Genomic DNA, 11,807 nt, shown 5'->3' with positions numbered 1-11,807 from the left:
TCGGGTTTGGGACGTCCGGTCCGAGGCATGCGACGAACCTACGACTTATCGAGCGAAACTCAAGTGCGGGACACTAGCTACCTGCTAGCAAACGACTGGCACGCATCCTGGGTACATAGAGCGACCGGCAGTAGGAGCGTCCCTTAGTGCGGCGGGTGGTGACACAACCGGGCCAGTGGTGGTGGTTGCAGCCCTCGGTGATGAGCCGGGGCAGGACGCTGATGGCGGCGGTGAGGTGCGGTGGCGGGGTCTGTGCTCATGAATGAGCCAGCCTTACGTACCCCAACGTTGCCCGCCTTGCCTGAACAGGTGTTCATGCCACTACCGACGAATCCTCAGTGCGCAAGTTCTAATCAATGTCTACTGATCTGGAATTCATCGCACGAACAATTCCTAGACCACCAATAGAAGCCGCCAGTAGCAGCAGCAGCCAAATCCGACCGTACCCTGTGCCGTCATGCCCGCCCGAAATCCATGAAGCCAGGAAGCCCGCTAGCACGGCTATAACAGACCCGAACACCGGAAGCGCCGTAAGTCGGAGAACCAGACGATGCTGGATGCGCGACCCGCCTCCAATAAGTGACACGGTCCGTCGCACGCGCCATGTCGACTGCGCCAAAGCGGCACCACAAGCCATGAATAGCAGCACAATGGTGCAAGCGCCCACAATCGTGATCGAACGTGTAATCATTTTCTCCGATTGTTGTCCATTGTCGCTTGTTTCAGAAAACTGCACTGCAGGAGCGAGCAAGAGGATCATCCCCCGAATACCGGCCTGATCAGAAAGAGATATAGAGTCAAATCCTAAGAATTCGACTCTCGAGCTACTGGAAGGCTTGAGGTCAAGATCAACTAGTTGCTCAGTATTTGAGGCAGAGAATATGGCGCCCGGGAGCGCCCCACCCAAACCAACTTGCGGTACAGCAGGCAAAATTTTGGTCCCAACAATTTCGCCTTGAAGATCATAATCGACCAGGCCTATCTTCCCGTCTTCGATGAGACCAGGATCCGCCCGAACAGCATCGTTTTTGTTGGAGACCGTTGCTACGATATTGACGGGCGATGCCGTATTTTCTGGATAACAGTTAGAAGGAATCTGCGCGTCGTTGCTTCCGGCGGGCAGCTTTTCTACGCAGTGGACGAAGGTCGGGCTCGTAGCCCGGAGTGTATGAGAGTCCTCGATAGGAAGTTGGAAACTTCGAAGACTTGTCCCCCCTGCCTCCGTGTAGGCCGCTGCCACTTGATCAATTTTCTCGCTGGGCACTTGATCCGCAACTAGTGAGCCGACCGGCTGAAAAGGAGTGGAGTAACGGGCAGATATCTCTTCTTGATGGACCTGGCGAACGGCAAAACTTGACAACGAGTACGATGCAATGGATCCGATAAGCGACAACGCCACAAAAGGCAAACTAATTTTGGCGATCAATCGAGCAAGAGTCGGGGCTAAGCCATGACCAAGAATAGAGTAGCCCACAATGGGCACCGTTACAGCTACGATGGCCCCGAGCGGCCAAGTCAAACTTCGAGGTGCAGGGAAAATCCGTAGCGCAACTAGTCCGGAAAAAATCGTCAACAATCCTAGAACTGTTATTAGACTAGGGCGTGCCCATCGTTGCGCAGCTTCGAGATGGCGTGCGGCGCCAAGCAGTGATGGGAAACGAACCTGCACCAGTCGGAGTGCCAATACCCCAAGGACGACCGGCCCGGCCACGGCAACTACAACGACTGTGAAAACATGGAGCCATGGAACGCTGATGGACAGCCACGACTGTCCAATCGCCTCGCTAATCCTATGTTCGAAAAGTCGAATGACGATAATTGCCAGAAGACCGCCCGTGATCGCACCGACTGTCACATAGGCGGTGGCCGCGGTGAATGGGACGCGCCACGCTCTCGCACGCGGCAGGCCAGCTGCTCGAAGCGTGGATACATCCTGGGTGGCAGTGCGCGCATTTGCTGCGTAGATAAGCCCTATCAGGAGTACTAACACCAAGGGCAATGTCCGAGCTACGTACCGAAAAGCTGTTAATGAAGTACTGGACAGGCTGTCAATTCGCGCTTGTTCAAGACTTCTGACTTCCCGATAAAGAATGGTCCGGTCAGCGAGCCGGTCGTAGAGTTCGCCTCCTTGAGCAAGGGGGTCATCGTTTGTCACCCAGGTTGCGTTTGTTGCTCGACTCCGGAAGCCGGCCTCGCCAAGAGTGATGATGCTCGATGCGTGGGAGTTGGCTGGATCCCGTGTAATTCCCACAACACGCATTCGTCGCGGCTCATCCGTATCCTGCGTGAGTGTTACGTAGGATTGCTCGCTAACTCCGAGCGACGTAGCAACGTACTCAGGCAACACCACTTCGGCGTCCGTTTTTGGGGGTTCGCCGCTAACTAAGCGCCCCGGAAAGATCCCCTGCTCAGAGGAAAGGACCGAAACCGGAGCCGCCTTACTGCTGATTTGCAGAACGCCCCTCTCCTCCACAATTGGATGGAGACTGTCGTTGCCTGCCAGGAGACCAACTTTTGCCGGATCATTCAACTGAAGAGAATATGAATTCTCTCCGTAAGCAGCCGAAACTGACTCTTTCGCGGACTTCACGGCTGACGAATAGATAGTCGCTGCGCAGCAGGACAGGAAGATCAGGAGAGAGACCATCGCTGTAAGCGGAACAAGCACTCGCCGCCTCGCACTGCCATACCTCCAAGGCAGTCGAGACGTTGCAGTATCCGTCATGATTCGATCTTCTCTAGACGGCCGTTCTCAAGATGGTAGACCGCGCTCATGGCGTCCGCCACCTCCTTGTCGTGCGTTGCTATTACAACCGAGCGGCCCTGCTCAAAAGCAAGATTGGCGAGCAAGACAGCAATGTCGCGGCTATTCTTGCTATCCAAAGCTCCCGTGGGCTCGTCTGCGAGGAGGACCGCACTTTGAACCGCGATAGAGCGCGCAATGGCGACTCGTTGCTGCTCCCCGCCAGAAAGGGTCATGGGCTTCCGGTTTTCATAGCCCTCTAATCCGACGAAGGCTAAAGCCTCTCGTACACCAGTTGGTGTGATCTTGCGGCCGCGAACTTCAGCCGCCAGTTGAATGTTCTCTCCGACACTAAGGAAATCGATCAGTCGGTAATCTTGATAGATGAAAGACACTTGGTTATTTAGGGTTTTGTCTCGGGATATTGCTATTTTTTTGCCCGAAATTTTTACATAACCTCGACTGGGCGCCTGTATGCCACCCAAGATTCTTAATAGAGTTGACTTTCCACTTCCGCTTGGGCCCATGATAGCGGTCGGCAAAGATCCAACTTCCAAGTTCAAGCCATCCAGTACCGTGCTAGAGGTAGCACCTTTGCCGTAAATGACTGTCAGGTCATGAACTTCGAGCATGATCACCAATCTATATCAGGGGGGGTGCTTGATGCACCCCCCCTCATGGGTTAGGTCTCAGAGACTTGCGATCTCAGTTTTGTCGCCGTAGACGTCGACTCGAGATTCCCAGCCCGAGACGTAGTGGACGTTCAATGCAGTAAACCACTGGGTCGTCTTGTTGGATGCGCCACGAATGAGCAAGACGCCGTGAGCTTTCGAGTTGGGGTTCAGTCCTGTGCACCAGGCGTTCACGCGCCTCTGGTCAAGGCCGTAAGCGATCGTCTTGGGGTCCTGACTCGAGTAGCAGGTTCCGCCCGTGACTGCCTGGGCTGGTGCTGCGCCCGCGACTGCTGCTCCTGCGGCGATCGCGCCCGCCAACAGCAGACTGGAGACCTTCTTGCTACGCATGGTTCCTCCTGGGTTCGAGGCCAGCTCAAGTCCGACCATGATCGGCACCGTAGCGCCCATACGCGGTGACGCTCTACGCTTTGCCGAGACTCGTCAGGGCGAAAATGTCCCCAAAAAGGGGGGGTTGACCGACCGGGGGAACTCACACAGAGGCGCAGCCCTCTCGGTAGCGATTCGATCGTCACGTTTGGTCGGCGACCTCACGACCTGACCATGTCGATGGTAAGAGTGACGGCAGTAGGCGGCCAAGTCTTCGTTGGCCCCTCGGCGGGCTGCTCGTTAGCAAGACCGCATTGAGCTCGTCAGCATGCGGAGCGGCCCAGCGCTTTCGCCGTCTTCCGCCTATCGCGGGTCGCTCTAGTCGATGCGTTGGACGTCCGCCGACGGGCCGTATTGCCACTCCCCTACCCGCGACCATCCGTCGCGGGCCAGGGCCTCGTCGAGCTCGTCGTGGCTCCTTCTCCGTACTACTGCGCCCTGACGCCACCGCGCGGTACCCGTCGGCGGGCCAAGCCTGCGCCCGTCAGCCGATGCGCTGGACGTCTGCTGTGGGTCCGTAGCGCCAGGGGCCAACGCGCGACCAGTCCTCACGAGCTAGTGCCTGATCGAGCTCCTCGTAGCTCCAGAGCAGGAGCACGGGCATGGTTCCTTGGTGCATGCGTTCCATCGCCTCGGCAGGGTTCATGGTGTCGTCGACGGGGATGCGGCTGTGCTCGGTCCCGTTGGCCATGGTGAGCACCAGCTCGTCGCCAGCGAGGGTGGCGATGCAGCGCGCAGTTAAGGACACCCTCCGAGGATGCACCGGCGCAAGATGGTGAACGTTCTGGCCGCGTCAGAAGGCGCCAGCGCGCAACCTCACCGTGAGGATGGCGGGGGCGGTGAGGTCCGATCAGCCTGCCGGGCGGCGAGCCCCCGGGTCGTGCGCGGTACGTACCTGTTGGTTGTAGCGACGAGCTACGAGCAGGACACCAGCTAGGCCGAGGACTATCAGCCCCAGACACAGCACCATCACGCCGCGGTAGCCCGCGGCGGTTCCCGCGCCCAGCGCGATGACCGGGCCGGCGAGGACGGCCGCCAGGCGCCGAGTGTTGGTGAACAACCCCGATGCCAGCCCCGGACGCGGGATCAGCTCCTGGAACAGGGTCAAGCCCACACCCACGACGATGGCGAAGAAACCGGCGTTCAGGACTTGCGCCGACAGCAGCAGCACCGGCCCGTGCACCTGCGTCATGACCGCGTAGTACGCCACCCCGAGCAGGCACCCGGCGATGAGCAGACGCACCTGCGACCAGCGGCGGGTAGCTCGGCCCACCAGCAGCAGAGCCGGGATCTCCAGTCCTGCCGCCACGCCCAGCGCCACCCCCGCCCACACCAGGTCCAGGCCCACCGTGCGCGAGACGAACAAGCTCATCACCGTCACCGCCGAGATGTTCGCCGCCTGCAGGCAGATGAAGACCACCACGATCCCGACCACCAGAACACGCGAAGGCGTCGACCGCTGACCCTCCGCACCTTGCTGCGGCACAACCTGTCCGCGGGCCTGTCCGTGGGTCTGCCCTCGCCGTTCGCGTCGGCCGCGGGTGAGCATGCCGGCCGCTACCGCGACCGTCGCTGCTGCGACTGCGGCCAGCACCCCAAGGACGGCTCGCTCACCGAAGGTGGTGATGACCACGGTGGCCAACGGCGGGCCGGCCACCCAGGCGAAGGAGGTGATGGCCCGGACGTTGATGACCGAGGTAGCCGCAGAGCCGGTGTGCTTCAGGTGCGCGAACAGCAGGGAGTTGCCGACCCCGGCCGGGGCACCCAGAACGGCCAGGGCGATGACCACGAGGGGCAGGGAGGTCGTCAGCAGTAGCGCCGCCGCCAGGGCCAGCGTGCACAGCCCGCACACCAGCATCGGACCCAGGTACTCACCGCGGCGGTCGGCCACCATCGGGATCACCAGCGAGGCCAGGAACCCAGCACCGTTGTAGACCGCCAAGACGACCCCAACTTCGGTGGGGTCCGCGTCGTAGACGGTAACCAGCAGCAGTGCCAGCGCTGGGTTCAGCAGCGCAAACTGCAACCCCCACAGCAGCGCCGCAGACGGCACCAGGAACCGGCTCACCGCCCCAGCTCATCGGCCGCGGAGCGTCCGATGACCAGTCGCAGCGAGCCGGCGAAGGTCGGCTGTCGGCGTAGGTGGCCGAACTGCTCGTCCCAGGCGCCGGAGTCCAGGTCGGCGCGCAGGGTCTGCTCGAAGCGCTGCTCCACCTCGGGGCCGACGAAACTCCACGCGGAGTTCGCCCGGCGCGCCCCGGGGTCCAGCAGCAGTTCGGGGCGCCCGTAGTAGGCCTCGGAGAACCCGTCCACGCACCCGAGGGGAATGTCCACCGCCTGCACCTCAACCCGCGTGCCGCCCACCCCAGCTCGGCCATCGGGGTCGGGGTCGGGGTCGGCGTCGGGGTCGGTCAGTGCCTGCTCGATCGCCGCGATCGCGGGGTAGCGGCGTGCCTCGGTGGCGATGACCTCCGGGGCGTAGCGCGTCAGCCAGGACGCCTCCAGGGCCGCGGGGTCGCAGGTCAGGACCAGCACGGGCCCGCGGGTGACGCGACGCACCTCGGCCAGGCCCGCCGTCAGGTCCGGCCACTGGTGGACGGTGAAGGTGGCCATGGCCGCGTCGAAAGCATCGTCGTCGAAGGGGAGGTGCTCGGCGGTCGCGTCGATGGCGACGCTCAGGTGCGCCGGGCGCTGCCGGCGCATCGTGGCGCTGGGTTCAACCGCACTCACCCGGCGGTCGGTGGGTTCGTAGGACCCGGCGCCGGCGCCCACGTTCAGGACGGTCACCGCCGTCCCCAGCGCGGCCCCGATCGCCGCGGCGATGGCCGGCTCGGGCTGCCGGTAGGTGCTGTAGCCGGTGCCGATGCGGGCGTAGTCAGCGTCCCCGGCGCTGCCGTCGGCGCGGCGCGTGTGAGCCGCAGCTGGACCCTTGGAGTCGCTGGACTCGACGGAGCCCGCCCAATTCTTCGGGCTGTCCGGGTCGTTGCTCACCGGGTTGGTCACCGGGTCGCTCACCGGGTCGGTCACCGGGTCGGTCACGTCTTACGCCTCCTTGTTGCGGCTTCCTCGCCGCCGCCGTTGCGTCTTGTGTGACCACAGTCGTCGCGCTGGGCTGAGACGACCAGTGGCTACAGCGCCGGTGTTCGTAAGGATCTTGCCATCGCCAACCTGTAGGCCACGGCATAGCGCGACACCTTGCGCGCCGCAGATGCGGTCTGAGGGGTCTCCTGAGGACGCTTCTGCGGGAGGTAGGGTCACTCTCGTCGAGGCTCGAACCGGACTCGATGGAGCACACCTGAACCGAGGACGTCCTGATGAAGCTGCGCGCCGCCCTGACTGTGACCGCCGCCAGTGCCCTGCTGCTGGCGAGCTGCGGCGGTGGCGACACCAGCAGCACCGCTGCCAGCTCCGCGTCCTTGAGCTCCAGCTCGTCGAGCAGTGCCCAGCAGCAGACCCTGACCGTCTTCGCCGCAGCATCGCTGAAGACCACCTTCACCCAGCTGGGCAAGCAGTTCGAGACCGCCCACCCCGGGACCACGGTGAAGTTCAACTTCGCCGGGTCCTCCGACCTGGTCACCCAGATCACCGAAGGCGCCCCCGCGGACGTGTTCGCTTCCGCCGATGAGAAGAACATGGCCAAGGCCACCGATGCCTCCCTGACCCAGGGGCAGCCGGTCAACTTCGCCACCAACGTGCTGGAGATCGCCACCCCGGCTGGTAACCCCGCCAAGGTCACCTCTCTGGCCGACTTGGCCAAGCCGGGCTTGAAGGTGGTCCTCTGCGCGCCGCAGGTTCCCTGCGGCGCAGCGGCTGCGAAGGTCGAGCAGGCCGCTGGCGTCGACATCAAGCCGGTGAGTGAGGAGAACTCGGTCACCGACGTCTTGGGCAAGGTCACCTCCGGGGAAGCCGACGCCGGCCTGGTGTACGTCACTGACGTCACCACCGCCGGTAGTCAGGTCAGCGGGGTCACCTTCCCCGAGTCCGCCCAGGCGGTGAACACCTACCCGATCGTGGCGTTGAAGGACGCCGCCGACGCCTCCCTGGCCAAGGAGTTCATCACCTACGTCACCTCCACCAAAGGCCAGTCGGTGCTGAGCGCAGCCGGCTTCGGCAAGCCGTCGGGGTCTTGACCCAGTCGCCACCGCACGCGCCACCGCACGCGCCACCGCACGCGCCACCGCACACGCCCCGGGGCCGGGAGCTCGAGGTGGGACAACGGCCCGCCCGGCGGGAGGTGGCGCGAGGTCGCGTGAGGTGGCGGGGGGCAGACTGCGCGGTGTCAGCTCGTAGACGACCGTGCAGGAAGGCTCCTCCCGATGCGCTTGTCCACCCGTAACCAGCTTCCGGGCACCGTGGTTGCTGTCGACCTCGGTGCGGTAATGGCGACCGTCAAGGTGCGCCTCGACGGCGGGCAGCAGGTGGTCACCGCCTCCATCACTCGTGAGGCAGTCGAGGAGCTGGGCCTAGTCGAGGGCAGCGCCACGATCGTGCTGGTGAAGTCCACCGAAGTGATGCTCGCCGTCGAAGACTGAGGCGCGCCATCGAAGACTGAGGCTCGCGCTTCGTGGGAGCCTGCGACGGTGACTGAGATGCGTCAGCTGCTGCGTTCACTTCCGGTCTTCGACCGAGTTCTCCCCAGCTTCGACACCGCCCAGGCTCCCGAGCAGCCGGAGCAGCTGTATGCGCAGTGGCTGCTGGCTGCCTTGGACGCCGGCGTTTCAGAACCGCACGCCGTGACGTTGAGCACCGTCGACACCGACGGGCGACCTGACGCGCGGGTGCTGATCTTGAAGGACGTCAGCGCTGATGGCTGGTTGTTCGCTTCCAGCGCGGTGAGCGCAAAGGGCCGGCAGCTCACGACGCATCCGCAGGCCGCCTTGACCAGCTACTGGCCGTTGCAGGCGCGACAGGTGCGTGTCCGCGGCGAGGTGGAGGAAGCCGAACCGGCGGCATCCGCGCGGGACTTCCTTGCACGTTCCCACCAGGCCCGGGCCGAAGCTCTCCTGGGACGGCAAAGCCGGGTCCGGGCCGAGGGGCAGGATGAGCACGAGCAGCTAGAGGACGCCGAGGAGTTGCTGCGCCGCACGCCGGACCTCGTCGCACCGGATTGGCGGCTCTACGTCCTCCGCCCGCAGGAAGTGGAGTTCTGGCAGGGAGAGGTCTCCCGTCGCCACACTCGCCTGCGCTACCGACGTGAGCAGGGCACCTGGATCCGCGAGCTGTTGTGGTCCTGAGGCCGTCCCATCGGTGATCGAGCACAGGTTCTCTATGACCGGCCGGCTCGGTGTCGGGGTGGCTCGCTAGTACGGTCAACAGTCCAGAGCAGCCGGACCGGCATGATGCCCTCGCTGATGCGCTCCAGCGCCTCGGCCGGGTCCATCGTGTCGTCGACCGGGATGCGACTGTGCACGGCCCCGTCGCGCATCGTCAGGACCAGGTCGTCACCGTCGAGCCGGGCCAACGCTCGCGCGATCACCGTTGCGTCCCGCGGGTCTCCACCGGGCGCATGAGGGGCAGGGCGGACACCAGCTCAGGCTACGACCGGGCGCACGGACGGACGTCGACTCTCATGTCTCTAGACATCGGTGACAGTTCTGCATCAGGACATCGGTGACACCGCTGCCGATCTTGGTGGTGACACTTCGCGGGCCTCGGATCTGCAGGCGGGAGGCGGGCCTGACTCCCGGCACACATGGGTGAGCAGAGCCGCATGATGATGCGACCCGTGAGAAAAGGCCTACCTCTCGGAGTTCGTCGGGGCAGGTGTCGTCCGCAGCACCCGGTGACGCACCGGGATGGGTTCGGCGTCGAGGTCCGCGCCCCGCTGGCGACAGGTGGGGCACACCCCTCGCCAAGCCAGGCGGGGACCGCGGATTCTCTTGCCGCACAGCGTCCACGGGCTGGAACTACTCACTGAACGCTCCCGCACCAGGTGGGCGCCGTAAGCGCCGCGTCCTCGCCACACCCACCTACCGCTCACGTCGATCGTCTTGATGACGCCGACTCCGTTGGCGTCGAGTCCGCTGGCATCAACTCTGCTGGTATCGACTCCGATGACGTCGACCTCGTGTGTCGGCCCGGGGCGTTCACCGGCCGGTTCGGAGACCGCGTCGTGCATGGCTGCACCTGCTTTCACGTGCCCCGGCGGCAGGGTCCGCCGCGGAGGTGGTCGGTTACGTCTCCCTCAGGAGATCAGGGATCACAAAATCAAGCGATCACGAGCTCAAGGGATCGGAGGTCAGGAGATCGAGGTCAGGCGATCGGGAGGTCAGGTGTCCTGACCTCCCGTCTCTGACTCAGGCGAGGGTGAAGTGGCTGACGAGCTCGTTCAGCTCGTTGGCGGTACGCGAGACCTCACCCGCGGTGGTGGCGGTGTGGCTCGCGCCGGAGGTGGTCTGATCCGCGGCAGCGGCGATGCCGGAGATGTTGGTGGCGATCTCCTGGCTACCGGAGGAGACCTCGGTGACGTTGCGGACCATCTCGCTGGTCGTGGCGGACTGCTCTTCCACCGCTGCGGCGATGGTGGACTGCAGAGCGTCGATGCGGGCGATGACCTCACTGATACCGCTGATCGCGAACGCAGCCTCGGTGGCGTCAGCCTGAGTGGCTGCCACCCGGGTGGTGATGGACTCGGTGGCCCGCGCGGTCTGCTGGGCCAGTTCCTTCACCTCGCCGGCGACGACGGCGAAGCCCTTGCCCATCTCCCCCGCGCGGGCGGCTTCGATCGTGGCGTTCAGGGCGAGGAGGTTGGTCTGCTCGGCGATGGAGGTGATGAGCTTCACGACGTCGCCGATCTCGCGGGAGGAGGCGGAGAGACGCTCGAGGATCTCCGAAGCCTGCGACGCACTGGACACCGCGTCAGTGGAGACCGACGAGGCTTCGGCGGTGGAGGTGGCGATCTCGCGGATGGCGGAGGTCATCTCCTCCCCGGCGGCGGCGACGGTGGCGATGTTGGCGGAGATCTCCTCGGTGGCGGCGGAGACGACCTGGGTCTGGGTGGCGGTCTCTCCGGCGCCGGAGGAGAGCTGGGTGGCGACGGTGGTCAGTTCCTCACTGGAGCCGGCGAGGGTGGCGGCGGAGTCGGTGATGCGGCGCATGGTGGTGTTCAGGCGGTCCATGGTCGTGTCGAGGGCAGCTCCGACGCGGCCGACCTCGTCGGTGGTGGTGGAGTCAACGCGCTGGTCGAGGCGGCCTTCGGCCAGGCCCTGGACGACGGTGAGGGTGCGGGCCAGGGGGGTGGCGATGGAGCGGGAGATGACGACGGCGACGACGGCGGCGATGGCGAGGGCGAGGGCGCCGATGACCAGCAGCAGTGTCACGGCGGAGTGGTAGTCGGAGGAGCCCTGCGTGGCCATCGTCTTGGCGGCGTTCTGCTCGGTGGTGGAGATGGCGTCCAGCTGGGCGACGAGCTGCTTGGCGATGGGCGCGATGGTCGTGGTGCGGGTGGCGACGAAGCCGTCGAGGTCGTTGGCCTTGGCCTGAACCACCTGCTGCTCACGGGCGCTGCGGTACTGGGCGATGAGGTCCTGGGCCTTGGCCTGGTCCGCCGTGGAGGAGGCGGGGGAGGTCTTGAGGTAGGCCTGCCACGCGGCGTCGTAGACGCCGTCGTCGGTGGTCATGGTTTGCAGTGCGGTGTCCGTGCCTGCCGCGTCGGGGGCCAGAGCGGCGTTGGAAATGTCCATGCGCACGGTGAGGAAGTCGGTCTTGACCTCGGCGATGGTCTGTACGGAGGCGATGCCGCTGGTGGAGAGGTACTGCAGGTTCGTCTGGGAGGAACCGAGTCGGGAGATGCCCAGGGCCACCACCGCCGCCAGCAGGAGGCAGACGATGCCGAAGCCGGCGAACAGCTTGGGGGCGACGTTCAGATCGCGCAGTGCCTTCATGAGATGGCAGCCTTCCGGGGGGGGCTTCGTGCTCCCAGAGGCAGGCCAGAGGCCGTGCGACGGGGGGCCGAGCGGTGCAGGCGGGCGGGTCATCGTCTGTATCGGCAGCCGGCGCAGGCA

Annotated in this window: 11 protein-coding genes; 3 read left to right on the top strand and 8 right to left on the bottom strand. The window is 64.5% G+C overall.

From position 1 onward, the window contains the following. Positions 1 to 349: 349 nt before the first annotated feature. The 6 genes from AC0I8G_RS24160 to AC0I8G_RS24135 all read right to left on the bottom strand — a co-directional run bounded on the left by AC0I8G_RS24160 (position 350) and on the right by AC0I8G_RS24135 (position 6,669). The gene (locus AC0I8G_RS24160) at positions 350 to 2,647 is read right to left on the bottom strand and encodes an FtsX-like permease family protein (RefSeq protein ID WP_471732221.1); all 2,298 of its coding nucleotides are present in this window, start codon (positions 2,645 to 2,647) and stop codon (positions 350 to 352) included. A 74-nt stretch (positions 2,648 to 2,721) separates the two neighbouring features. After that, positions 2,722 to 3,375: an ABC transporter ATP-binding protein gene (locus AC0I8G_RS24155; RefSeq protein WP_471732224.1), complete on the bottom strand. Its 654-nt coding sequence runs from the start codon at positions 3,373 to 3,375 to the stop codon at positions 2,722 to 2,724. A gap of 57 nt (positions 3,376 to 3,432) precedes the next feature. After that, positions 3,433 to 3,804 carry a hypothetical protein gene (locus AC0I8G_RS24150; protein WP_471732220.1) on the bottom strand — a complete coding sequence of 124 codons (372 nt, stop codon included), beginning with the start codon at positions 3,802 to 3,804 and terminating at the stop codon, positions 3,433 to 3,435. 484 nt (positions 3,805 to 4,288) lie between these two features. After that, positions 4,289 to 4,552 carry a hypothetical protein gene (locus AC0I8G_RS24145; RefSeq protein WP_471732219.1) on the bottom strand — a complete coding sequence of 88 codons (264 nt, stop codon included), beginning with the start codon at positions 4,550 to 4,552 and terminating at the stop codon, positions 4,289 to 4,291. A gap of 102 nt (positions 4,553 to 4,654) precedes the next feature. Beyond that, positions 4,655 to 5,872: an MFS transporter gene (locus AC0I8G_RS24140; RefSeq protein WP_471732218.1), complete on the bottom strand. Its 1,218-nt coding sequence runs from the start codon at positions 5,870 to 5,872 to the stop codon at positions 4,655 to 4,657. After that, positions 5,869 to 6,669 (bottom strand): methyltransferase domain-containing protein, encoded by an 801-nt coding sequence (locus tag AC0I8G_RS24135; protein WP_471732223.1) that lies wholly within the window; start codon positions 6,667 to 6,669, stop codon positions 5,869 to 5,871. The genes AC0I8G_RS24140 and AC0I8G_RS24135 overlap by 4 nt, the downstream gene beginning before the upstream one ends. 449 nt (positions 6,670 to 7,118) lie before the next feature. On the opposite strand from AC0I8G_RS24135, the gene modA reads away from it, so the two are divergent. The 3 genes from modA to AC0I8G_RS24120 all read left to right on the top strand — a co-directional run bounded on the left by modA (position 7,119) and on the right by AC0I8G_RS24120 (position 9,038). Then, positions 7,119 to 7,934: a molybdate ABC transporter substrate-binding protein gene (gene modA / locus AC0I8G_RS24130; RefSeq protein ID WP_471732217.1), complete on the top strand. Its 816-nt coding sequence runs from the start codon at positions 7,119 to 7,121 to the stop codon at positions 7,932 to 7,934. 186 nt (positions 7,935 to 8,120) lie between these two features. Beyond that, positions 8,121 to 8,336 (top strand): TOBE domain-containing protein, encoded by a 216-nt coding sequence (locus tag AC0I8G_RS24125; RefSeq protein ID WP_471732216.1) that lies wholly within the window; start codon positions 8,121 to 8,123, stop codon positions 8,334 to 8,336. A 57-nt stretch (positions 8,337 to 8,393) separates the two neighbouring features. Further along, positions 8,394 to 9,038 (top strand): pyridoxine/pyridoxamine 5'-phosphate oxidase, encoded by a 645-nt coding sequence (locus tag AC0I8G_RS24120; protein WP_471732222.1) that lies wholly within the window; start codon positions 8,394 to 8,396, stop codon positions 9,036 to 9,038. A gap of 32 nt (positions 9,039 to 9,070) precedes the next feature. Here the strand turns inward: AC0I8G_RS24120 and AC0I8G_RS24115 are convergent, their stop codons facing one another. Beyond that, complete coding sequence (locus tag AC0I8G_RS24115) at positions 9,071 to 9,280, bottom strand: hypothetical protein (RefSeq protein WP_471732215.1); 210 nt, start codon at positions 9,278 to 9,280, stop codon at positions 9,071 to 9,073. 820 nt (positions 9,281 to 10,100) lie between these two features. After that, complete coding sequence (locus AC0I8G_RS24110) at positions 10,101 to 11,687, bottom strand: methyl-accepting chemotaxis protein (protein ID WP_471732214.1); 1,587 nt, start codon at positions 11,685 to 11,687, stop codon at positions 10,101 to 10,103. Between the last annotated feature and the right edge of the window lie 120 nt (positions 11,688 to 11,807).

It is taken from the genome of Kineococcus sp. AC630 (genome assembly GCF_979255925.1).
Note: the sequence above shows the minus strand (reverse complement) of the source record. Positions and strands in the feature narration are given on the sequence as shown.

Coding starts and splice junctions, on each gene's coding strand:
- AC0I8G_RS24160 (WP_471732221.1), bottom strand. CDS start 2,647: ATGGTCTCTCTCCTGATCTTCCTGTCCTGCTGCGCAGCGACTATCTAT.
- AC0I8G_RS24155 (WP_471732224.1), bottom strand. CDS start 3,375: ATGCTCGAAGTTCATGACCTGACAGTCATTTACGGCAAAGGTGCTACC.
- AC0I8G_RS24150 (WP_471732220.1), bottom strand. CDS start 3,804: ATGGTCGGACTTGAGCTGGCCTCGAACCCAGGAGGAACCATGCGTAGC.
- modA (WP_471732217.1), top strand. CDS start 7,119: ATGAAGCTGCGCGCCGCCCTGACTGTGACCGCCGCCAGTGCCCTGCTG.
- AC0I8G_RS24125 (WP_471732216.1), top strand. CDS start 8,121: ATGCGCTTGTCCACCCGTAACCAGCTTCCGGGCACCGTGGTTGCTGTC.
- AC0I8G_RS24120 (WP_471732222.1), top strand. CDS start 8,394: ATGCGTCAGCTGCTGCGTTCACTTCCGGTCTTCGACCGAGTTCTCCCC.
- AC0I8G_RS24110 (WP_471732214.1), bottom strand. CDS start 11,687: ATGAAGGCACTGCGCGATCTGAACGTCGCCCCCAAGCTGTTCGCCGGC.